22 protein-coding genes are annotated in these 21170 nt (G+C 54.5%); 9 read left to right on the top strand and 13 right to left on the bottom strand.

Annotated elements, in window-relative coordinates; all coding sequences use genetic code 11:
* Positions 1-61 precede the first annotated feature (61 nt).
* From ACWKXT_RS02465 to lpp, 5 genes are all read left to right on the top strand, one after another.
* Complete coding sequence (locus ACWKXT_RS02465) at positions 62-1432, top strand: pyridoxal-phosphate dependent enzyme (RefSeq protein WP_454531566.1); 1371 nt, start codon at positions 62-64, stop codon at positions 1430-1432.
* 11 nt (positions 1433-1443) lie between these two features.
* The gene (locus ACWKXT_RS02460) at positions 1444-2589 is read left to right on the top strand and encodes a trans-sulfuration enzyme family protein (protein ID WP_454531565.1); all 1146 of its coding nucleotides are present in this window, start codon (positions 1444-1446) and stop codon (positions 2587-2589) included.
* A 175-nt stretch (positions 2590-2764) separates the two neighbouring features.
* Positions 2765-2959 (top strand): protein YnhH, encoded by a 195-nt coding sequence (ynhH, locus tag ACWKXT_RS02455; protein WP_418721936.1) that lies wholly within the window; start codon positions 2765-2767, stop codon positions 2957-2959.
* Between the two features lie 7 nt (positions 2960-2966).
* Complete coding sequence (gene pykF / locus ACWKXT_RS02450; protein ID WP_080327350.1) at positions 2967-4388, top strand: pyruvate kinase PykF; 1422 nt, start codon at positions 2967-2969, stop codon at positions 4386-4388.
* Positions 4389-4697: 309 nt separating this feature from the next.
* Positions 4698-4934: a murein lipoprotein Lpp gene (lpp, locus tag ACWKXT_RS02445; RefSeq protein WP_001082307.1), complete on the top strand. Its 237-nt coding sequence runs from the start codon at positions 4698-4700 to the stop codon at positions 4932-4934.
* A 60-nt stretch (positions 4935-4994) separates the two neighbouring features.
* Here the strand turns inward: lpp and ldtE are convergent, their stop codons facing one another.
* From ldtE to ACWKXT_RS02400, 9 genes are all read right to left on the bottom strand, one after another.
* A complete protein-coding gene (gene ldtE / locus ACWKXT_RS02440; RefSeq protein ID WP_454531564.1) occupies positions 4995-6008 on the bottom strand; it encodes a L,D-transpeptidase LdtE in 1014 nt (337 codons plus the stop codon).
* Positions 6009-6105: 97 nt separating this feature from the next.
* The gene (sufE, locus tag ACWKXT_RS02435) at positions 6106-6522 is read right to left on the bottom strand and encodes a cysteine desulfuration protein SufE (protein ID WP_265194055.1); all 417 of its coding nucleotides are present in this window, start codon (positions 6520-6522) and stop codon (positions 6106-6108) included.
* Positions 6523-6536: 14 nt separating this feature from the next.
* The gene (gene sufS / locus ACWKXT_RS02430) at positions 6537-7757 is read right to left on the bottom strand and encodes a cysteine desulfurase SufS (protein ID WP_454531563.1); all 1221 of its coding nucleotides are present in this window, start codon (positions 7755-7757) and stop codon (positions 6537-6539) included.
* The gene (sufD, locus tag ACWKXT_RS02425) at positions 7754-9025 is read right to left on the bottom strand and encodes a Fe-S cluster assembly protein SufD (RefSeq protein WP_454531562.1); all 1272 of its coding nucleotides are present in this window, start codon (positions 9023-9025) and stop codon (positions 7754-7756) included. Before sufD ends, sufS begins: the two co-directional genes overlap by 4 nt.
* A complete protein-coding gene (gene sufC / locus ACWKXT_RS02420) occupies positions 9000-9746 on the bottom strand; it encodes a Fe-S cluster assembly ATPase SufC (RefSeq protein WP_454527059.1) in 747 nt (248 codons plus the stop codon). The genes sufD and sufC overlap by 26 nt, the downstream gene beginning before the upstream one ends.
* Positions 9747-9755: 9 nt before the next feature.
* On the bottom strand, positions 9756-11246 hold the full coding sequence (gene sufB, locus ACWKXT_RS02415; protein WP_080327356.1) for a Fe-S cluster assembly protein SufB: 1491 nt from the start codon (positions 11244-11246) through the stop codon (positions 9756-9758).
* 8 nt (positions 11247-11254) lie between these two features.
* Positions 11255-11623: a Fe-S cluster assembly scaffold SufA gene (gene sufA / locus ACWKXT_RS02410; RefSeq protein WP_041910386.1), complete on the bottom strand. Its 369-nt coding sequence runs from the start codon at positions 11621-11623 to the stop codon at positions 11255-11257.
* A gap of 312 nt (positions 11624-11935) precedes the next feature.
* Positions 11936-12664: a MerR family transcriptional regulator gene (locus ACWKXT_RS02405; protein WP_454527060.1), complete on the bottom strand. Its 729-nt coding sequence runs from the start codon at positions 12662-12664 to the stop codon at positions 11936-11938.
* 188 nt (positions 12665-12852) lie between these two features.
* Positions 12853-14073, bottom strand: coding sequence for a diguanylate phosphodiesterase (locus ACWKXT_RS02400; RefSeq protein ID WP_454527061.1), 1221 nt, complete (start codon positions 14071-14073; stop codon positions 12853-12855).
* 338 nt (positions 14074-14411) lie between these two features.
* On the opposite strand from ACWKXT_RS02400, the gene ycgZ reads away from it, so the two are divergent.
* The 4 genes from ycgZ to fdhF all read left to right on the top strand — a co-directional run bounded on the left by ycgZ (position 14412) and on the right by fdhF (position 17627).
* Positions 14412-14651, top strand: coding sequence for a regulatory protein YcgZ (gene ycgZ, locus ACWKXT_RS02395; RefSeq protein ID WP_454527062.1), 240 nt, complete (start codon positions 14412-14414; stop codon positions 14649-14651).
* 4 nt (positions 14652-14655) lie between these two features.
* Positions 14656-14976: a hypothetical protein gene (locus ACWKXT_RS02390; RefSeq protein ID WP_454531561.1), complete on the top strand. Its 321-nt coding sequence runs from the start codon at positions 14656-14658 to the stop codon at positions 14974-14976.
* Positions 14977-15005: 29 nt separating this feature from the next.
* The gene (locus tag ACWKXT_RS02385) at positions 15006-15284 is read left to right on the top strand and encodes a biofilm/acid-resistance regulator YmgB/AriR (protein WP_014883526.1); all 279 of its coding nucleotides are present in this window, start codon (positions 15006-15008) and stop codon (positions 15282-15284) included.
* Between the two features lie 192 nt (positions 15285-15476).
* The gene (gene fdhF / locus ACWKXT_RS02380) at positions 15477-17627 is read left to right on the top strand and encodes a formate dehydrogenase subunit alpha (RefSeq protein WP_454531560.1); all 2151 of its coding nucleotides are present in this window, start codon (positions 15477-15479) and stop codon (positions 17625-17627) included.
* 41 nt (positions 17628-17668) lie between these two features.
* Here the strand turns inward: fdhF and fliB are convergent, their stop codons facing one another.
* From fliB to ACWKXT_RS02360, 4 genes are all read right to left on the bottom strand, one after another.
* Positions 17669-18886 (bottom strand): flagellin lysine-N-methylase, encoded by a 1218-nt coding sequence (gene fliB, locus ACWKXT_RS02375; protein WP_454531559.1) that lies wholly within the window; start codon positions 18884-18886, stop codon positions 17669-17671.
* 109 nt (positions 18887-18995) lie between these two features.
* Positions 18996-19637: a LuxR C-terminal-related transcriptional regulator gene (locus tag ACWKXT_RS02370; protein ID WP_454527360.1), complete on the bottom strand. Its 642-nt coding sequence runs from the start codon at positions 19635-19637 to the stop codon at positions 18996-18998.
* 51 nt (positions 19638-19688) lie between these two features.
* The gene (locus ACWKXT_RS02365; protein WP_454531558.1) at positions 19689-20201 is read right to left on the bottom strand and encodes a fimbrial protein; all 513 of its coding nucleotides are present in this window, start codon (positions 20199-20201) and stop codon (positions 19689-19691) included.
* 11 nt (positions 20202-20212) lie between these two features.
* Positions 20213-21160, bottom strand: a complete 948-nt coding sequence (locus tag ACWKXT_RS02360; protein ID WP_454527067.1) for a fimbrial protein — start codon at positions 21158-21160, stop codon at positions 20213-20215.
* Positions 21161-21170 lie beyond the last annotated feature (10 nt).

Raw genomic sequence — 21170 nt, 5'->3', positions numbered from 1 at the left:
CTTTATTGCGGAAATTTCACCGCTCTATCATCCCGTCATGACATCCTGAAAGGAAAATATCATGACGATTTACCACTCCGTCACCGAACTAATTGGCCACACCCCGCTGATCCAGCTGCATAAGCTCGACACGGGCCCCTGCTCGCTGTTTCTGAAGCTGGAAAACCAGAATCCCGGCGGCTCGATTAAAGACCGCGTTGCGCTTTCGATGATTAACGAAGCGGAGCGTACCGGCAAGCTGCAGCCGGGCGGCACGATTATTGAGGCAACGGCGGGGAATACCGGCCTCGGTCTGGCCCTGATCGCCGCCCAGAAAGGCTACTCGCTGATCCTGGTGGTGCCGGACAAAATGAGCCGCGAGAAAATTTTCCACCTGCGCGCGCTGGGTGCTCAGGTGGTGCTAACCCGCTCGGACGTGAATAAGGGCCATCCCGCCTATTACCAGGATTACGCCCAGCGCCTGGCCAATGAGCTGCCCGGCGCGTTTTACATTGACCAGTTCAATAACGAAGCCAATCCGCTGGCACACCGCACCACCACCGCGCCGGAACTGTATGACCAGCTTGACGGCAGAATTGACGCCATCGTGGTCGGCGTGGGTTCAGGCGGGACGCTGGGCGGTCTTCAGGCGTGGTTCGCGGAGCACTCTCCGCATACGGAGTTTGTTCTCGCAGATCCGGCCGGATCGGTGCTGGCCGACCAGGTGGAAACCGGGCGCTACCACGACGCGGGCTCCTGGCTGGTTGAAGGGATTGGCGAAGACTTTATTCCGCCGCTGGCCCACATCGAAGGGGTGAATCGCGCCTGGCGCATCACCGACCGCGAAGCCTTCGCCACCGCGCGCGATCTGTTGAAAACGGAAGGCATTCTGGCGGGCTCCTCCAGCGGCACGCTGCTGGCGGCGGCGCTGAAATATTGTCAGGCGCAGACCTCGCCGAAACGCGTGGTGACCTTCGCCTGCGACAGCGGCAATAAGTATCTGTCGAAGATGTTTAACGACGACTGGATGCGCCAGCAGGGGCTCATCACGCGCCCGCAGGCGGGCGATCTCTCCGACTACATCGCCCTGCGCCACGATGAAGGCGCCACCGTCACCGCCGCTCCGGACGACACGCTTTCCACCGTACTGGCACGCATGCGCCTGTATGACATCTCCCAGTTGCCGGTCCTTGAGGACGGCAAGGTGGTGGGCATTATCGACGAGTGGGATCTCCTGCGGCATATCGGCGGCGACGGCGATCGCTTTGCCCTGCCGGTGACGGCAGCCATGACGCGCCATGTGGAATTCCTTGATAAACACGCCCCGGAGAGCGCCCTGCACGCCATTTTCGACCGCGGTCTGGTGGCTGTGATTAACGACAACGACCGCTTTCTGGGTCTGATTACGCGCAGCGACGTGCTGACCGCATGGCGCAACCGTCTACAGCAATAAAGGAATTGATGATGAAAAACCTGGCAACCCTGAGCGTCCACAGCGGCGAGTTCAACGACCAGCACGGTGCGGTGATGCCGCCAATTTACGCCACCTCGACGTTTGCGCAACCCTCTCCCGGGGAACATACCGGCTATGAATATTCGCGCAGCGGCAATCCCACCCGTCATGCGCTGGAAACCGCCATCGCCGAACTGGAAGGCGGTACGCGCGGCTACGCTTTCGCCTCTGGTCTGGCGGCCATCTCCACGGTGCTCGAACTGCTGGATAAAGACAGCCACATCGTCGCCATTGATGACGTTTACGGCGGAACGTATCGCCTGATTGAAAACGTGCGTAAGCGCAGCACCGGCCTGCAGGTCAGCTGGGTTAAGCCTGACGACGTAGCCGGGCTTGAGGCCGCCATTCGCCCGGAGACCCGCATGGTGTGGGTCGAAACGCCGACCAACCCGCTGTTGAAGCTGGCGGATCTGGCGGCCATTGCGGCGATCGCCCGTCGTCATAACGTCATCAGCGTGGCGGATAACACCTTCGCGTCGCCGGTGATCCACCGCCCGCTGGAAGCGGGTTTCGATATCGTGGTGCACTCCGCCACCAAATATCTTAACGGGCACTCTGACGTGGTGGCCGGGCTGGCGATTGTCGGGGACAACAAGGAACTGGCGGATAAGCTGGGCTATCTGCAAAACGCGGTGGGCGGCGTCCTGGATCCGTTCAGCAGCTTCCTGACGCTGCGCGGTATTCGCACCCTTTCGCTCCGGGTAGAGAAACACAGCAGCAACGCGCTGGCGATTGCGCAATGGCTTGCGCAGCATCCTCTGGTCGAAAAGGTGTTCTATCCCGGGCTGGAATCGCATCCGCAATATCAACTTGCCCGCACACAGATGGCGCTGCCCGGTGGGATGATTTCCGTCGTGGTGAAAGGCGATGCGCAACGCGCTAGCGAGGTGATTCGCAACCTGAACCTTTTCACCCTTGCAGAAAGCCTTGGCGGTGTGGAAAGTCTGGTGAGCCAGCCTTACAGCATGACGCACGCTTCCATCCCGCTTGAACAACGGCTGGCAAACGGTATTGTGCCGCAGCTGATCCGCCTGTCGGTGGGGATTGAAGATCCAAAAGACCTGATTGCCGACCTCAGCCAGGCGCTGCAAAAATAAGCAAAACGCGGCAGGTCACTCACCTGCCGCCATAAGTTGTTATCATGGCTTAACGCCTTGATAACAATATTATGTGAAACAGCATTGATTAATTCTGAAACGCTGTTTCCATTTTCCTTTTATCTTAAAATCAGCGTATAATGCGCGCCAAATCCCTGGTGAATGGTTTCAGCGCTTGGAATACAAAAAACAACGTACAACTTCTCCTCTCCTTCGTTGGGCTGTCACTCAGGCACACTTTCTTCTGCACGCTCATTTGATGTCTCCTATCCTTAGTGCGTGTCATATACTCTTTTGCAACACAGGTTTGACTCCGCGGCGGTGCGCCCCCGGAGCGAGATTTCCATATCCTTCCCAACTTAAAGACTAAGACTGTCATGAAAAAGACGAAAATTGTTTGTACTATCGGCCCGAAAACCGAATCCGAAGAGATGCTGAGCAAAATGCTGGACGCCGGCATGAACGTGATGCGTCTGAACTTCTCCCACGGTGACTACGCAGAACACGGTCAGCGTATCCAGAATTTGCGCAACGTGATGAGCAAAACCGGTAAAAAAGCCGCTATCCTGCTCGACACCAAAGGTCCGGAAATCCGTACCATCAAACTGGAAGGCGGTAACGACGTCTCACTGAAAGCGGGCCAGACCTTCACCTTCACCACCGACAAGTCTGTTGTGGGCAACAACGAAATCGTTGCGGTCACCTATGAAGGTTTCACCAGCGATCTCTCCGTGGGTAACACCGTGCTGGTCGACGATGGTCTGATCGGTATGGAAGTCACCGCTATCGAAGGTAACAAAGTTATCTGTAAAGTGCTGAACAACGGCGACCTGGGCGAAAACAAAGGCGTTAACCTGCCGGGCGTTTCCATCGCGCTGCCAGCACTGGCTGAGAAAGACAAGCAGGATCTGATCTTCGGTTGCGAACAAGGCGTTGATTTCGTTGCGGCATCCTTCATCCGTAAGCGCTCTGACGTGGTTGAAATCCGTGAGCACCTGAAAGCCCACGGCGGCGAGAAGATCCAGATCATCTCCAAAATCGAAAACCAGGAAGGCCTGAACAACTTCGACGAAATCCTCGAAGCGTCTGACGGCATCATGGTTGCGCGTGGCGACCTGGGCGTTGAAATCCCGGTTGAAGAAGTGATCTTCGCGCAGAAGATGATGATCGAGAAATGTGTTCGCGCGCGTAAAGTGGTTATCACCGCAACGCAGATGCTGGACTCCATGATCAAAAACCCGCGCCCTACCCGCGCTGAAGCAGGCGACGTGGCGAACGCCATCCTCGACGGTACCGATGCAGTTATGCTGTCTGGCGAATCCGCGAAAGGTAAATATCCGCTGGAAGCCGTCTCTATCATGGCAACCATTTGCGAACGTACCGACCGCGTGATGAAAAGCCGTCTGGATTACAACAACGACAGCCGTAAACTGCGCATCACTGAAGCTGTTTGCCGTGGTGCAGTAGAAACCGCAGAGAAACTGGAAGCGCCACTGATCGTGGTTGCAACTCAGGGCGGTAAATCTGCGCGCGCCGTACGTAAATACTTCCCGGATGCCACCATCCTGGCGCTGACCACCAACGAAACCACAGCTCGTCAGCTGGTGCTGAGTAAAGGCGTGATCCCACATCTGGTAAAAGAGATCGCGTCTACCGATGATTTCTACCGTCTGGGTAAAGAAGTGGCTCTGGAGTTGGTCGATCGTGGTCTGGCACAGAAAGGCGACGTTGTGGTTATGGTTTCTGGTGCGCTGGTACCAAGCGGAACCACCAATACTGCATCCGTTCACGTGCTGTAATAATTCACGAACGAATTAATTTTGATAAAAAGCGCCCAACGGGCGCTTTTTTTATAACCGTCATTAGCCAAATTCATTCAAAAAGCAAATCGGGTTTTTCTATTTAATTGCGATTTATCTAAGATGAATCCGATGAAAAATGCCTTTTTTTACATAGCTTTTTACGCAAAATGCACTGATTCGATGCTTCTTTGAGCGAACGATCAAAAATAGGCGTATTCCCATCAAAAAAATATTCTCAACCCAAAAAAGTTTGTGTAATACTTGTAACGCTACATGGAGATTAACTCAATCTAGAGGGTATTAATAATGAATCGTACTAAACTGGTACTGGGCGCGGTAATCCTGGGTTCTACTCTGCTGGCTGGTTGCTCCAGCAACGCTAAAATCGATCAGCTGTCTTCTGACGTTCAGACTCTGAACGCTAAAGTTGACCAGCTGAGCAACGACGTGAACGCAATGCGTTCCGACGTTCAGGCTGCTAAAGACGACGCAGCTCGCGCTAACCAGCGTCTGGACAACCAGGCTACTAAATACCGTAAGTAATAGTACCTGTTAATAAAATGGCGCACATTGTGCGCCATTTTTTTTGCCTGCGTCAAACCGCTACTGCGTCACCTTCTCCCCTTCCTCTTCTGCTACCGCAGCAGATACCCGGCTGTTCTGCACCGACAATACGCTATTACTGGCTGACGGGCCGCTGCCCGCGGATACGATAACCGGGATCCCGGCACGGCGCGCAAGGGCTTTATCAATAAGCGCTTTGTCGCTTCCGGCCTGAGAAACAAAGGTCGCAAAGTCTGCGGAGTGGGTAATGGGCGAAATCTGCGGGTTCTCCCCTTCCATCTGGGCCAGCGGACGGTGGACCTCAATATAGCGCTTGCCGTCCGGCTCAACGGAGAACTTCACCGGCTCATTAATAATCTGTACCCGCGTGCCAACACGCACCTGCTCAAACAGGGCTTTAATATCCGGGGCGTTCATTCGCATACAGCCGGAACTGACACGCAGCCCCACGCTGTCCGGCGCACTGGTGCCGTGGATAAGATATTCCCCATTACCTATTCCCAGACGCAGCGCATAGCGCCCCAGCGGGTTATTTGGCCCTGCAGGAACAACCGGAGGCAATTTAATTCCCTGGGCCAGCGAACGCGCTCTAATGCCCGCTGTAGGCGTCCAGGTTGGATTAGGGATTTTTTGGCTGACGCGGGTGGTACTCACCGGCGTTTCCAGCCCCAACTGTCCGATGCCGAGCGGGAACACCTGGACAATATTTTCTCCCGGCGGGAAGTAGTAGAGCCGGAGCTCGGCCAGGTTCACGACAATCCCCTCGCGCGGCGTGTCCGGCAGCAGCATCTGCGACGGGATGGTGATGACGGTGCCCGGCGCGGGGTTTACCGGCGCAATGGTGTTGTTCGTTTCAAGGATCACCTGCGCGGCCGTATTAAATCGACGGGCGATGGTCTGAAGCTTATTATCCCCTTCCTGTATCGTATAGGTTTGATTTTGCCCAATCAGGCGACTGCCTGCGGGCGGCAACGGGTAATCCATCGCGCGGGCCGAATTAAACGTACCGAGCGAACTGAGGAGTAATAGCGTTATTAGAGACGCGCGCTTCATGCTGAGATTCCTTATTCACTGACAGGATGCCAGAAAGCTGAAAAACCAGCGAGGCGGGAACCACCTCGCGAAACAGAATGAATGCTGTTCTGTAAGTCTAGCTAAGGATTGCAGCTTTGGCGCGAATGGCGCGAATCATCGCTTCCAGCCCCTGGGAGCGGGACGGGGTGAGGTGTTGGGTGAGGGCCATTTTTTCAAACCACGGGCGGACATCAAACGCGACAATATCCTGCGCCGACATCTGATGGTAAAGAATAAAGACGACTGCGATCAGCCCTTTTACAATGGCCGCATCGCTGTCGCCGTGCAAGGTTATCGTGCCGTCGTCAGACTGCTCCATGACAATCCATACCTGGCTCTGACAGCCCTGAATAATATTTTCCGGGTTATGCGCCTCTTCACCGAGCGGCGGCAGGCGCTGCCCCAGTTCGATGATGTAGAGGTACTTCTCTTCCCAGCTTGCGCAACGCCCGAAGTTGCGCAGCAGTTTATCTTTGTCCGGCAGCTCTGCCATTTTTTGCCTCTCCGTTAGCCCAGCAGCTGGTGAATGCGTTTTAACCCCGCCACCAGCCTGTCGACCTCTTCCGTTGTGTTGTACATCACCAGCGAGGCGCGACACATTGCCGGCACCTGGTAAAACGCCATCAGCGGCATGGCGCAGTGGTGCCCGGTACGGACGGCCACGCCGTAGTTATCGAGGAAACTCCCCACGTCATAGGCGTGGTGTTTCCCCAGGTTAAACGCAATTACGCCTAATCTGTCGGCAGGTCCGTAGAGGGTAAGATCCGGCACGCTGGCAAGCTCCTGCAACGCGTAGTGCATCAGCAGCTGTTCGTACTCCTGAATGGCGTTCAGGCCGATTGCGGAGACGTAAGAGACCGCCGCGCCCAGACCGATAATCCCGCCGGTGTTAGGCGTTCCCGCCTCAAAGCGCCACGGGGCGCGAGCGTAGGTCGTCCCTTCCGTCAGGCTGACGGTGGCGATCATCGATCCGCCCCCTTCCCACGGCGGCATCGCCTGCAGAATATCCTCTTTAACGTACAGCACGCCGATGCCGGTTGGACCATAGAGCTTGTGCCCGGAGAACACGTAGAAATCGCAGTCCAGCGCCTGCACGTCGACCGCGTGGTGCATCACCGCCTGCGCGCCGTCAATCAGCACCTTCGCACCGGCCTGATGGGCTTTTGCGATAATCTCTGCGACCGGGTTTTCGGTACCCAACACGTTGGAGACCTGAGTGACCGCCACCAGCCGCGTTTTATCGTCGAGCAGGGCGTCAAGCTGCTCAAGTTGCAGCGTGCCGTCTTCGTTCAGCGGAATGACTCGCAGCTGCGCGCCAACGCGCTCGCAGAGCATCTGCCACGGCACGATATTGGCGTGATGCTCCATCCGGGTGATGATGATGTTATCGCCCGCGCGAACCTGAGCGTTGCCCCAGCTGTTGGCAACAAGGTTAATCCCCTCGGTGGTGCCGCGCACAAACACCAGTTCTTCGGGTGATTGCGCGTTAAGGAAGGCCGCAATTTGCGTGCGCACGTTCTCCATGCGCTGGGTCGCCTCGGCGCTCAGGGTATGAATGCCGCGATGCACGGCGGCGTAGCCGTGACGATAAAATTCAGCTTCTGCGTCCACCACCTGATTCGGCTTCTGCGCGCTGGCCGCGCTGTCGAGATACGCCAGCGGCAGGCCGTTCACTTCACGGGTCAGAACCGGGAAATCTGCCCGCACCTTCTCTACGGGAAAACTCATGCTTCGCCTCCGGGCAGACGCTGACCAATGCGGGCCAGCACCTGCTCTTTCAGTACGCCATCGCGCAGCGCTTCCGTCAGCTCCGCCGCAAAGGCATAGATAATCATTTTCTGCGCCGCCTGCTGGTCAATACCGCGCGAGCGCAGATAGAACATCTGCTCGTCGTCGATCCGCCCGACCGTCGCGCCGTGGCTGCATTTCACGTCGTCGGCATAGATCTCCAGCTGCGGCTTAGTGTCCACTTCCGCAAGGCGCCCCAGCAGCAGATTATTGTTGGTCATCTGCCCGTCGGTTTTAATGGCGTGCCGGGCCACGTTAATCAGACCGTTAAACACCGCCCGCCCTTTATCGCTGACGATGGTTTTATGCAGCTGGCGGCTGTTGCAGTAGCCTTTGTTGTGCTCAAGCCAGGTGCGCGTGTCGCACACTTCAGATTTAACCGGCATCGCCAGGCTGTTGATGCGCAGCGTGGTGTTTTCACCGTTAAGCTGCGTGCTGGTGTTGTGGCGCAGCACCGCACCGCCGAGCAGGAAGCTGTGGCTGTACGCCGCGGCATCCTGGCCCAGCAGGATATCGTTATGCGCAAAATGGTGGCTTTGCGGGTTCTCAAACGCCAGCTTGATATGGTGTAGCTGCACATTGGCGGCGACATTCATCGTCAGACGCGACCCGGTAAAGTGGCGGGTCTCATTGAGGCTGACATAATGCTCAATCACCGTGGCCTCAGCCCCTTCAGCCAGCTCAAGATGATGGCGATAGTGAGCAGTATTGATTTCATCGCCCTCTACGCCCTGGGTGATATGCATCAGCAGCAGCGGTTTGATCGGGCGCTGGTTACGTTTAACCTGAATATGCGTCACGCTGCGGGCCAGGCTCTCGGTAAGGTGCAGGAACACTTCAGGCTGAACCGGGGCGCTCAGGCTCTGGCGATCGTCATTAATCACGATCCCGAACCCGCTATTCTGAGTATCGTCACTCAGTTCAGGACGGTAGACGCCGTCGACAAAGACCAGACGCACCGCGTCCACCATCAGCGCCAGGGCATCACGCCGGGCCGGGCTGATATCCGCCAGCCGCGTCACGAACTCGCCGTTCAGCAGCCCGTCCAGCGGAGTGTATTTCCAGTTCTCATGTTTACGCGTCGGCAGGCCGAGACGCAGCATTTGCTGCAGGTGCTGCTGCGCCTGCACGGAGCGCGTATTGCCCTGTGCTTCAAACAGCCGGTGCCACTGCTGGAGTGCATTACTGCTGTTCGGTAAGCCAGCCATAACCCTGCTCCTCCAGTTGTTTAACCAGCGTGAAATCACCGGATTTTACAATGCGTCCCTGGTAAAGCACGTGGACGTAGTCCGGCTTGATGTAGTCGAGAATGCGCTGGTAGTGAGTGACGATAATGAATGAACGTTTGCCGTCGCGCAGGGCGTTCACCCCATCGGCGACAATCTTCAGGGCGTCGATGTCCAGACCGGAGTCCGTCTCATCCAGAATGCACAGCTCGGGCTCCAGCACCGCCATCTGCAGGATGTCGTTACGCTTTTTCTCACCACCGGAAAAGCCAACGTTGACCGAGCGGGTCAGCAGGTCTTCCGGCATTTTCAGCAGCTTGATCTTCTCTTCCATCAGGTCCTGGAAGTCAAAGCGGTCCAGCGCTTCCTGGCCGCGATACTTGCGCACCGCATTCAGCGCCGTCTGAAGGAAGAACTGGTTGCTGACGCCGGGAATTTCCACCGGATACTGGAAGGCCATAAAGATGCCTTCGCCCGCGCGGTCTTCCGGCGACATTTCCAGCAGATCTTTGCCGTTAAACTCGACCGAGCCGTGGATCACTTCGTAATCTTCGCGCCCTGCCAGCGTCGCCGAAAGCGTACTTTTCCCGGAACCGTTCGGCCCCATGATGGCGTGGACTTCACCCGGTTTGACGTCAAAATTGAGACCACGCAGGATCGCTTTCTCTTCCACGCTAACCTGTAAATCTTTAATGCTTAACATGTGCTTTCCTTAACCGACGCTGTGTTCAAGACTAATGGCGAGGAGTTTTTGTGCTTCAACGGCGAATTCCAGCGGCAGTTCAGAGAACACGTCCTTACAGAAGCCGTTCACAATCATTGAAATGGCATCTTCTTCGCTGATCCCGCGCTGCAGGCAGTAGAAGAGCTGATCTTCCCCAATGCGCGACGTTGTCGCCTCGTGCTCCAGCTGGGCGCTGTTGTTGCGGCACTCCACGTACGGGAAGGTGTGCGCCCCGCAGTCGGCACCGATCAGCATTGAGTCGCACTGGGTGAAGTTACGCGCGTTGGTGGCCGTCGGCATGATTTTCACCAGCCCGCGATAGCTGTTCTGGCTGTGCCCGGCGGAGATCCCCTTCGAGATAATCGTCGATTTGGTGTTTTTCCCGATGTGGATCATCTTGGTGCCGGTATCGGCCTGCTGATGCCCGCTGGTGAGCGCCACAGAGTAAAACTCGCCGATGGAGTTATCCCCGCGCAGAATGCAGCTCGGGTACTTCCAGGTGATGGCGGAGCCGGTTTCCGACTGCGTCCAGGACATTTTGCTGTTTTCACCTTCGCACAGCGCGCGCTTGGTGACGAAGTTCAGGATACCGCCGGTGTTGCCGTCACCGGGGAACCAGTTCTGTACGGTGGAATATTTCACCTCGGCATCTTTGTGGATGATGACCTCCACCACCGCCGCGTGCAGCTGGTAGCTGTCGCGAACAGGAGCGGAGCACCCTTCGATGTAGCTGACGTAGCTGCCTTCGTCCGCCACCAGAATGGTGCGTTCGAACTGACCGGTTTTTTCGGCGTTGATGCGGAAATAGGTCGAGAGCTCCATCGGGCAGCGCACGCCTTTCGGCACGTAGATAAAGGTGCCGTCAGAAGCTACCGCTGCATTCAGCGCGGCGAAGAAGTTATCATTACTCGGTACCACGGTGCCGATGTATTTTTTTACCAGTTCCGGATGATCGTGGATCGCTTCGCCAAAGGAACAGAAAATGATCCCCTGCTCGGCCAGCTTCTCACGATACGTCGTTGCCACCGACACGGAGTCAAAAATGGCGTCCACCGCCACCTCTTTCCCTTCGCGCACGGGCACGCCCAGCTGGTTAAACGCCTCTTCAACCTCTTTGCTCAGGAAGCTGTTTTCAGCGCCGGTTTGCTGTACCGCGCCGGGCTGCGAGGCGCAGGTATCATCACAGCTGCCGCAGGATGGCGCGGAGTAGTAGCTGTAATCCTGATAGTTCAGCTTGTCATAGTGGGCTTTCAGCCAGTGCGGCTCTTCCATTTCCAGCCAGGCGCGGAACGCGCTCAGACGGAACTCCAGCATCCACTCCGGCTCGTTACGTTTGGCCGAGATGGCGCGCACCACATCTTCATTAATGCCTTTTGCCAGCTCGTCTGTCTGCAGCTGCGTGAAGAACCCCTCTTTATAGTTGAGGTGCCCGCCGCTCCAGGTGTTTACATCACTCGTTGCTTCAGTATTACGAGACATAGTACCGCCTATACCCCAAAGCTTTCGCCACAGCCGCATTCGTTCTGGGCTTTCGGGTTATGAAATTTGAATAACTGGTTTAAACCTTCCCGCACGTAATCCACTTCGGTTCCGTCGATAAACGGCATGGCCTGCAGCGCGACGTACAGCTTTGCGCCGTCGGTTTCAAATACCAGGTCATCTTTTTCCGGTGCGGTGACGGTGTCCAGCACGTAGCCAAAGCCGGCGCAGCCAGTCTGCTTAACGCCTAAGCGCACGCCGAGAATGTCGGGATTTTTTGCCACCAGCTCGTGGATATGCGCCGCCGCCGCAGGCGTGAGCGTTAATCCGCGCCAGGCAAAATCGGCAGGATTGAAGGTTTCTGAATGCAGTTCCATAGGTCCACCTCATCTGATTAGCCATCAGGGCATAACACCATGTTAGTGATAACGATTATCACTTCAACCCTCTGACAGCAGGGGCATTCGGCTAAACCGCCCTTTTTGTCTACTTTTATTAAGCATAGACCCTGTCAGAAGATGCGGGCGGGATGGATGTAATTGTTCAATGCTTTGAAAAGTAATGGCTTATTTCATCAGGAAGGCAGAGGAGAAAGGAAAAGTAAAATATGCATCGGAAATGCCTATTTTTAAAATAGCTTAATTCAGGAAGTGGCAAAAACAAAAAAAGGCCCGTAAGGCCTCTGATAATCAGTGATGGAATGTAACGGTAAAACCCTGTTCACGCCAGTGATCGAGCTGTTCCTGCTGGCGCGGTGTCGGCGCTTTTCCGGTCCAGACGAAGATTTTCTGTCCGGGGAACAGTTCTGGACGTGGCGAATCAATCGGCTCCGCCAGTACGTCAATGTGCCAGCCTTTCTGTGCCAGACGTGCAGCTTCAAGCCACAGATGGGTGCGGTCGTCGCATTCCCAGCCAATAAGCAGCGCATCTTTGCCCGCTTTCTTACGCGACTCCGCCAGGTTTGCAACTGCAAATTCAATCAGGACGCCGTCCAGCATGCTCGCCATGTGGCGCACGGTGTTTTGATCCTGATTCATTCGCTGGCGGACGGGGGAAATAATGTTATCGATCAGCGCATCCATCGGGTGATCCCGGCGGAATTCGCCTATTTTGGCACGCAGTTTTGCCGGGCTGGCATAGCGCAGAACGGTCATCATCTCTTCCTGAAAAGTTGCCCAGTTACCCTGAGTCATCACCTCCTTGTTTTCCAGCAAGGCTTTCACTTTTCCGACCGAGACGCCGCTTTTCATCAGGCGTTTGATCTCTTCGATACGCAGGATATCTTCATCGTCGAACTGACGATGACCCCCTTCGCTGCGCTGCGGCTTCAACAATCCATAACGGCGCTGCCAGGCACGCAGCGTAACGGGGTTGATACCGCATCGTTCGGCCACTTCGCCGATACTGTAATAGGCCATTAACTCCCTCACGCTCAGAACTTCCATACCTAACTGCACCAACCTTATCAGATTGTACAAACCATTTGTATAACTAAGACCTTATTTTGCACAGATGAATGGGAGACTCACCCATCCACCTGTTAATACATTGTTGTATAAAATTTGCCGTTCGTACAGTTAAGAGTGCCGAAGTTTGTACAGCTTTATCAGTACTCGAACTTTTTCTCTGGCCATGCAATGGCCGGAATGCCGCCATGCCGGGGGCTGGCGAAAAGGTGTCCCTGGAACTGGGAAATTCCCGCCGATTCCAGCCACATCCACTCTTCCGCCTTCTCCACACCGACCGCGCAGATCTGAATTTCCAGCGAGGAACAGCATTTGATAATCGCCTGAATAATGGCCTGTCGGGGACCGCTTTTGTTCACGTTCGCCACCAGATCGCGATTGATCTTAATGCGGTCAGGCTGGAACTGGGCCAGCAGCTGGAGCCCGGCAAAACCGGCCCCAAAGTGATCGATCGTCACGCTGATTCCGGCGCTTTTTAACTGCCTGACTGAATCCTTGAACTCATCGAAACGTGAAATGGCTTCACTCTCAGTAAATTCCACAACGATTTGCTCAGGCACAAACCCATTAGCTTCGATGGCGGTAAGCAGGAAATCCACGGCGTTGGGGACATTAACCAGCGTCATGGGCAGCAGGTTGAGGGATAATGTCTGGTCCTGTAACCCCAGCGTGCAGGCCATAGAGAGCGCCACCCGCTTGCTTTGTAAATCAGATGCATAGACTTCATTACGCGGGCGATTGGCAAAATAGGCTCCCGGCGAATCGCCGGAAGGGGTGCGGAGAAGCGCCTCCCAGGAGACAACCCGCTGCATAAACGGATCGACGATCGGTTGAAACGCAAAACTGCAATCCGCCCCTTTCGCGACGACCTCAGGCTGTGCCGACAAGTGCGTCTCTTCAGTAACAAAATCCCACGAGTCCGCGGGAGGGAGTTCAAAATAGTTGGCCTTCTCGGTGGCCTCGACAAAGGTGCGGAAAAACTGCAGCGGGCGGTCGTTATAGGTCAGCTGATAACGCGTCGTGCCCCTGTTGAGCACCTGCTGTAGCACCTCTTCCCTGTCGAACTGGCGCAAATCAAACAGCTCCATGCCCACGTTGCCAAAGCGTCGGACAGGACCGTGATCGCGCATCAGCTCCACCACGTTATGGTGGCGCGGGTCGTTACAGATCTGCTCATAGATGGCAGAAACGTGCTCCACCGGCCCTTCCAGCAACTGGAAAAAATGTGTGCCGTTAAACAGCAAAATCCCCGTGACATTGGATTGCCGGTTCTTACGATTTGCAGCAGCGACCATTGTTTCCAGCGCTTTCACCGGAACGTCCTCGCAGATATGACTGCGGTAAATGATGGTTGTGAGCATGCGATTCCTGGGGTTAGTGTTTTGGCCACAAAAGAGGTGGGTAAAGATCATTTATAGCACATTAATTGCCTGACAAATAATTTACATCTCAACCATTTACGGCACTTAATGAAACTTTTTTAAGCGCTGTACAACTTAGCCGCGCCATTTCATTTTGTACAATATATCCTGTAACAGTACCGATGCATAGCAAGCCCACAACAAACTGAAAATAAAGAACTTTATAAAATATATCACAATAAAATTAAAAATCTGTACATTTTTAATGTACAGATTTAGAAATTGTGTATACCTTAAATGTAACGTTACTGATTACAAAATTTTTACAGGAGCGAAACATGCAGCAGAAAGGTTACGCCACAGATCCCGCAGCAGCGATCGCACAGTACTTCGAAAAAGCCGCGCTTCCTACCCAACAGGAAACGCTGGGTCAGGTGGTGGTAGAGATCCTCAGCGACGGGCGAAACCTGAATCGCAAATCGCTCTGCACCAAACTCTTAAGCCGCCTTGAAAGGGCCAATGGCCCGGAAGAGGAACAGCATTACCATATGCTGCTTGGTTTACTCTTCGAACGATAACGTTATGAATCGTAGTGACGCGGACAAACTGACCGATCAGCTGATTGGCGAAGCCGTTCTTTCTCTTTTGAAAGCGCACGGCCCCGTCACAACGGAGGCTCTGGTCCGGCGTCTGCGGGATATGAAAGCACGCGAAAAGGATCCCCGGCGGCGGGAGACACTGGCGAAGGTGATTGCCGATATCGGCTCAAACAGCTTCGCGTTAAAACGTCGCAGAACCGCGCAAGGACGAATGAACAGAGAGGGATCTCTCAATGATAACAGAGACAATGTAGTGCCGTTATTTGGAAATGGAAAACCGTCCGATCCCAAAAAAATACATTGACTGCAATTCAACAGCTACGGTGAGAACAAATGAGACAAAATATTCAGCTTCAACCCGAATACCATTCTGCTTTTTTAGAAAGCGCGCTGTCGGAGTATTTCCGCCACGCAGGCGATCGTTTTGCTGAAGAGTCCGCTGTTTTTTCTACTGCAGTACGCTGTGTTCTGGCTTCCGAAGGCCATCTTTCCAATAAAGCCATCATCCTCTGGTTGATTCAGACCCTTGAAGCAACCCACGACGTGGTTCAGGCGGATGTGATCCGCAAAACGCTGGAAATCGTCGTCGGTTACACTATGGACGATCTTTAATCTCCCTGCCCTTCAGCAACAGGTAATGTGTCATCGTCAAAACTGACGATTGGTATGACGATGACACCCCCCTCTTTCCATAACACCCTGTAAATAAAGCGCGTTAAAAGATGGCATGGTTTCTGCTTACTCCCTGTTACGGGACTGGGCTTACCAGTCATTTGGCTTCATTTCTTAACAGGTCTGTTATTGATGAAAAAAATCGCCAGCGTCTGCCCATACTGTGGTGCAGGCTGCAAATTAAACCTTGTCGTTGAGAATAACCGTATCCTCCGGGCCGAAGCGGCGGAGGGCGTCACAAACCAGGGCACCCTGTGTCTGAAAGGTTTTTACGGCTGGGACTTTCTTAACGATACCCGCCTGCTCACTCCTCGCCTGACCCAACCGATGATCCGCTACCGCAAGGGAGAACCCTTTACCCCCGTAACCTGGGAAGAGGCTATCCGCTACACCGCCCAAAAGCTCAGCAGCATTAAAGCGCAGTTCGGCCCGCGCGCGATCATGACCACCGGGTCGTCGCGCGGAACCGGGAATGAAACCAACTACGTGATGCAAAAATTTGCCCGCGCGGTGCTGAATACCAACAACGTCGACTGCTGCGCGCGCGTCTGTCACGGCCCATCCGTCGCCGGGTTACAGGAGACCCTCGGCAACGGCGCAATGAGCAATTCCATCAACGATATTGAACACTCTAAATGTCTGCTGATTTTTGGCTATAACTGCGCGGATTCCCACCCTATCGTCGCCCGGCGCGTGCTTAAGGCCCGTGAAAACGGTGCAAAAATCATCGTCTGCGACCCGCGCCGCATCGAAACGGCGCGCATTGCCGATCAGCATCTGCAGCTGAAAAACGGCAGCAACATGGCGCTGGTAAACGCCTTTGGCTATGTGCTACTGGAGGAGGATCTGTATGACAAGAACTACGTGGCGCGCTTTACGGAGGGGCTTGAGGCCTATCGCCAGACGGTGAAAGACTATGCGCCGGAGAAGGTCGAGCATCTTACCGGCATTCCCGCCCGCGACGTCCGTCAGGCGATGCGCACGTTTGCCGCGGCCCCTTCCGCCACCGTGATGTGGGGAATGGGCGTCACGCAGTTTGGTCAGGCTGTCGATGTGGTCAAAGGGCTTTCGAGCCTGGCGCTGCTGACGGGTAACCTTGGCCGCCCGGCCGTCGGCGTCGGGCCGGTGCGCGGGCAAAACAACGTTCAGGGTGCCTGTGATATGGGCGTTCTGCCCAATATGTTCCCCGGCTATCAGGACGTCACGGACCCCGCGGTCAGGCAGAAGTTCGCTGACGCCTGGGGGATTGACGTGACTAACATGGACGATAGCGTCGGGACGCGCATTACCGAGGTACCTCACCTTGCGCTGGAGGGCAAGATCAAGGCCTACTACATCATGGGGGAAGACCCGCTCCAGACGGAAGCCGATCTCGGCCTGGTCCGCAGCGGATTTAACGCCCTCGACTTCGTGGTGGTCCAGGACATCTTTATGACCAAAACGGCTGAAGCGGCGGACGTACTTCTCCCTGCCACCTCCTGGGGCGAGCACGGCGGTGTTTTTACCTGCGCTGACCGCGGATTCCAGCGTTTTGGCCAGGCCATTGAGGCCAGCGGCAACGTGAAGCGCGACTGGGAGATCATCAGCCTGCTCGCCACCGAGATGGGCTACCCGATGCAGTATGACGATAACCAGCAGATCTGGGACGAGATGCGCGAGCTTTGCCCGCTCTTCTACGGCGTGACGTATGAAAAAATGGGCGAGATGGGGCATGTCCAATGGCCGTGCCCGACGCTCGATCATCCCGGCACGCCGTACCTGTACAAAAACAATCAGTTCGACACGCCAACCGGCAAGGGACAGCTCTTTGCCGCGCCGTGGCGCGCGCCGGCAGAAATCCCTGATGAGGATTATCCTCTGGTGCTCTGCACGGTGCGCGAGGTGGGGCATTATTCATGCCGCTCGATGACAGGGAACTGCGCCGCGCTACAAAGCCTGGCCGATGAGCCCGGACGGGTGCAGATGAATCCAGTCGATGCGGATAAGCTGGGCATTACCGACGGTCAGCTGGTCTGGGTGCGCTCGCGCCGGGGTAAGATTATCACCCGCGCCAGCATCAGCGAGCGCATCAACGCCGGCGCGGTCTATATGACCTACCAGTGGTGGATCGGCGCCTGCAATGAGCTGACGCAGGATAATCTCGATCCCACCTCCAAAACGCCGGAAACGAAGTATTGCGCGGTGCAGCTGGAAGCGATTGAGGACCAGCGCTGGGCGGAGGATTTCGCGGCGTCGTCTTATCAGACGATGAAAACGCGATTGATTAATGCCGTGAACGTCTGAAGAAAAGAGGCTCACCCGGTGAGCCTCTGGCTTTTATACGCTTATCCAATCAGCAGCAGACAGGATAAATCATCACCACCGTTGATTTTATCGATCGCAAAGTCCATGCGCGCGTCAATAGTCTGATTGTGCATGGTCTTTTCTGACAGACTGGCGATAGTTTTCATCACCACCTGCTGATCAATCTCACCCTGCATCGATTGTACGCTGAGGATGAATTTGACATAGAAAAAGTCCAGCACGATACGATAAAACTGGCGCAGGATAGTTTCCGTGTTTTTACCGGGGAAATAGCTGTTGTAGAGCTTATACAACAGGTAATTACGTAATACGTGAGGTTCTGACAGGCAGGACGACTCGCACAGTTTCTGCCACTGCTGATTAATCCTGTCGAATTTTGCGTCCAGCTCAGACGCGTCGTTCAGGCCAGCAACGTCCAGATACGAGGCAATCTGCTGATGCCCCTGGAGAATAAAGCCGTCCCGTGCTGAATCCTTCGCCACGTTCGTGCCCATCACCGACAGCGCCAGATATTTCATCGCGTTTGAACGCGCCAGAGTATCTGTATCAATCAGCGATTTTCCACTCTGCAGCTCATAGCGTAACGCCTCGTAGAACTGTTCTACCTCATCAAACTTGCTGTGCAAATCAAAGTTAACGTGCTGAAGACACAGAATAAACTGGGCCAGCGCCATCAAATTTTCTTCAATGTTGCGGGAGGGCGACTGAATTAAATGCCAGGCAAAAAGGTGGATCACCTGCTGCGTCTGCGAGGCAGACTGCCGTTGCCCAATCAGGTTGGTTTTATAGGCCGCCACTAGCGTCTCCTGCTCATCAAGCAGCATGGCATCCGGATCAAACAGGACACGTCGCACCACTTCCGGACAGGAGAGCGTCATGGTGTGCCGCGTTTCATCCTGATAGCGGCTTGCGCTTCTGGGATACGTGCTGCAGGTATGCGAGAGCGCCTCTTCCCCTAAATCGCGGTGCACCATGCAGAGTTTGTTTTCATCAATAAAAGGACACTCTCCCTTTTCGTTTAACTTCACTCGGGAGTAGTTATTCTTGCCCTTTCGTTGAAGGATCAGATTCTCCTTTGCAATGGCAGCAATCTCTGTATGCGTGGACAGAACATACTTCTGGTGGGTTTTCTTATCAATATGGATTGTCCAGCCGCGGCAGCACGAGATTAAGCACTCCGGCCCAACACACTGAAACTTACCGAAGAATATCGGCCTGATCGTTTTATGAATTTGCATAGCTAAGGCGTCATTGTATAAAACATAAAAAGTACCATGACACCTACGCTATTCTATAGATGCATAACCTCGCACTATGTTTTGCAATTCACAGAATCGTGGGCGCAATTTAGCCGTAATTATTGACCAGATAATCGCGTAGCCGGTTCGGATGAGTATTCTTTTCTACCATGCGGTGAATCAGGGCCATGAGTTCAAAATCGCTGCGCAGGTCGAATTTCTGCATCAGCAAATATTTATGGGTAAAAATGGTTTTATCGCTGGTATTAAGCTTATTGGCAATCTGCCCTACCGATAACCCGCGGTAAAAATTGACCATAACGCGAATCTGCTGCGGCGATAATATTTTGTGCTGACATTCGTAGCAGCTTTTATTTTTCCAGCGATAGCCCGGTAATTGCGTGCGATACCATGCGATAAAGAGCGCCTCACTGATTCGATCGAGCGAGGCCCGACGAGAGATAAAAATCATATCCTGAAAACAGGAGGGAAATGCCGAGAAACGCTGCTCATCATCAACAAGGCCGATTGCAATCCCTTTTTTCCGCGCCTGTAGTTCGGGATAACAGGTTAACGTTTCTCCCTGGCATAAAGAGAGAAAAATGATATCCGCGGCACTGACATTTTCCGGTGTAAGTTCCCCCTCAAAATGAAGGTGGTGTCTGAAATTATGAAAGAAGAATGCCCCCAGAAAACGCTGCAAGCCATCTCGAAAAAATGAATCTGTCTCTTTTATCACTATATTCAACATTACCGTTACCGACATCTGTCAATCATTAAGAAATATCAACCCGCACACTTTTTAGTTGTACTGCATCGTCATGACGACGACTGCACTGATGCTCCCCGGCGTTGCGCCGCCCGAGGAAGATCTCACCGATGCCAGCATGGCCATCGTTGCGGTTCTGTCTGCTGAAATAGTTTGCGTAATACTTGTTCCGGTCCCCTTCAGTGCACCTGTTGTAGCCTCACTCATCGCAATCGCGACGTTCGTGGCCGAACCGCTGTTCATGTAGTAATCCGTCCCGGCGACCGGATCGGGGTTGCCGGTAAACATGACCGTCACGCTGCGCGTCCCTGCCGGACACTGGGTAAACAGCAGGTTAAACGGTACAGGGTCGGACGATGACCCCGGCGTGGACATGTTGGATGCCTGAATATTACCGAGGTTAATATCGAGATTGTCATTTCCCCCGTTAAAGATACAGGGAGAAGCAACAATATTTCCGGTGACGCTGACATTAACGCTGTCCGCCGCAAAAATATTGCTGCTGATTAATGTGGCGGCGAGCGCTGCCGTGCGCAGAATATTCATCGTTTTATCCATCACTGATACGTCAAATTTAAGGTTGCCGACGCATTGGCGGTACCGGGCTCGACCGTCGTTTGGGTCTGGTAATAACGCGCCGTTATCGGAAATGCCTGCTGCCCGCCCGCAGCGGTATTTAACGGCAGACGGGTATTTAACGTGAGGGGAGTACCGTTATAGAGCAACTGCACGCCAACCCCTTTCGCTGTTCCGGTATTACCCTGCCCCGTCAGCGCGAGCACGCTCGTTGTTACCACGTCCGGGTTCTGGATACCGCTGAGCGAAACGTTGACGTTTGCCCCCGGATCGCAGTTCAGGCCAAGGTTTTGCGTATTCCGGGCGCCCGTCGGCGTGGTGCCGACCGTTGAGCCAAAAGCGGCGGCAGAAATATCACCGATGGGAAACGTCAGCTGCGGTGTCGTAATGGTGCAGGCCAGCACGTTGATGGTCCCGTCCAGAAGCGTCGTCGTCAGACCATCACGATACACGCCGTCACTCCCCTGCAGCATAACGACACCCAGTACGCCCGGCGTCAGCGAGCCAGAGGCTACAGGTCCGGTAACGACAAGTTCTATTTTGCCGCCCCACCATTCGACATAATCAGACTGTGCGTTATAAGAAAAGGTATTGGTCGGGTTTTCAAAATAATTACCTGATGAAAAGCGCACGCCAATTCCGCTGACATTGGTGTTATAAACGTGATTACCGTAAGTACTCAGCGTTGCATTAAGATAACGCATGCTAAAGCCAAGCATTAACGGATTGGTGCACCCGGTTAAATATGACGAGGTTACCGAGGCATTTTTTGAAAATATTACTGTGCCAACCGCGACATCACGCTGCACCGTAATTGTGCCGATGGACAACGTCGATTCCCGTGGCGTAATCATGGTGCAGGTTCCTGCATGAGCACTATTCCAGGCAGCGGTGATACACAGCAGGAACAGGAGGTTAAGTATGCGCATTTTAAAAACC

It is taken from the genome of Enterobacter sp. UPMP701, from assembly GCF_053709515.1.
The sequence above is the reverse complement of the archived record's forward strand: the minus strand, read 5'-3'. Positions and strand labels throughout refer to the sequence as shown.

Bases quoted from the DNA above. Each gene is read 5' to 3' on its own strand.
- ACWKXT_RS02465 (WP_454531566.1), top strand. From the start codon at position 62: ATGACGATTTACCACTCCGTCACCGAACTAATTGGCCACACCCCGCTG.
- ACWKXT_RS02460 (WP_454531565.1), top strand. From the start codon at position 1,444: ATGAAAAACCTGGCAACCCTGAGCGTCCACAGCGGCGAGTTCAACGAC.
- pykF (WP_080327350.1), top strand. From the start codon at position 2,967: ATGAAAAAGACGAAAATTGTTTGTACTATCGGCCCGAAAACCGAATCC.
- lpp (WP_001082307.1), top strand. From the start codon at position 4,698: ATGAATCGTACTAAACTGGTACTGGGCGCGGTAATCCTGGGTTCTACT.
- ldtE (WP_454531564.1), bottom strand. From the start codon at position 6,008: ATGAAGCGCGCGTCTCTAATAACGCTATTACTCCTCAGTTCGCTCGGT.
- sufE (WP_265194055.1), bottom strand. From the start codon at position 6,522: ATGGCAGAGCTGCCGGACAAAGATAAACTGCTGCGCAACTTCGGGCGT.
- sufS (WP_454531563.1), bottom strand. From the start codon at position 7,757: ATGAGTTTTCCCGTAGAGAAGGTGCGGGCAGATTTCCCGGTTCTGACC.
- sufD (WP_454531562.1), bottom strand. From the start codon at position 9,025: ATGGCTGGCTTACCGAACAGCAGTAATGCACTCCAGCAGTGGCACCGG.
- sufC (WP_454527059.1), bottom strand. From the start codon at position 9,746: ATGTTAAGCATTAAAGATTTACAGGTTAGCGTGGAAGAGAAAGCGATC.
- sufB (WP_080327356.1), bottom strand. From the start codon at position 11,246: ATGTCTCGTAATACTGAAGCAACGAGTGATGTAAACACCTGGAGCGGC.
- sufA (WP_041910386.1), bottom strand. From the start codon at position 11,623: ATGGAACTGCATTCAGAAACCTTCAATCCTGCCGATTTTGCCTGGCGC.
- ACWKXT_RS02405 (WP_454527060.1), bottom strand. From the start codon at position 12,664: ATGGCCTATTACAGTATCGGCGAAGTGGCCGAACGATGCGGTATCAAC.
- ACWKXT_RS02400 (WP_454527061.1), bottom strand. From the start codon at position 14,073: ATGCTCACAACCATCATTTACCGCAGTCATATCTGCGAGGACGTTCCG.
- ycgZ (WP_454527062.1), top strand. From the start codon at position 14,412: ATGCAGCAGAAAGGTTACGCCACAGATCCCGCAGCAGCGATCGCACAG.
- ACWKXT_RS02390 (WP_454531561.1), top strand. From the start codon at position 14,656: ATGAATCGTAGTGACGCGGACAAACTGACCGATCAGCTGATTGGCGAA.
- ACWKXT_RS02385 (WP_014883526.1), top strand. From the start codon at position 15,006: ATGAGACAAAATATTCAGCTTCAACCCGAATACCATTCTGCTTTTTTA.
- fdhF (WP_454531560.1), top strand. From the start codon at position 15,477: ATGAAAAAAATCGCCAGCGTCTGCCCATACTGTGGTGCAGGCTGCAAA.
- fliB (WP_454531559.1), bottom strand. From the start codon at position 18,886: ATGCAAATTCATAAAACGATCAGGCCGATATTCTTCGGTAAGTTTCAG.
- ACWKXT_RS02370 (WP_454527360.1), bottom strand. From the start codon at position 19,637: ATGTTGAATATAGTGATAAAAGAGACAGATTCATTTTTTCGAGATGGC.
- ACWKXT_RS02365 (WP_454531558.1), bottom strand. From the start codon at position 20,201: ATGAATATTCTGCGCACGGCAGCGCTCGCCGCCACATTAATCAGCAGC.
- ACWKXT_RS02360 (WP_454527067.1), bottom strand. From the start codon at position 21,160: ATGCGCATACTTAACCTCCTGTTCCTGCTGTGTATCACCGCTGCCTGG.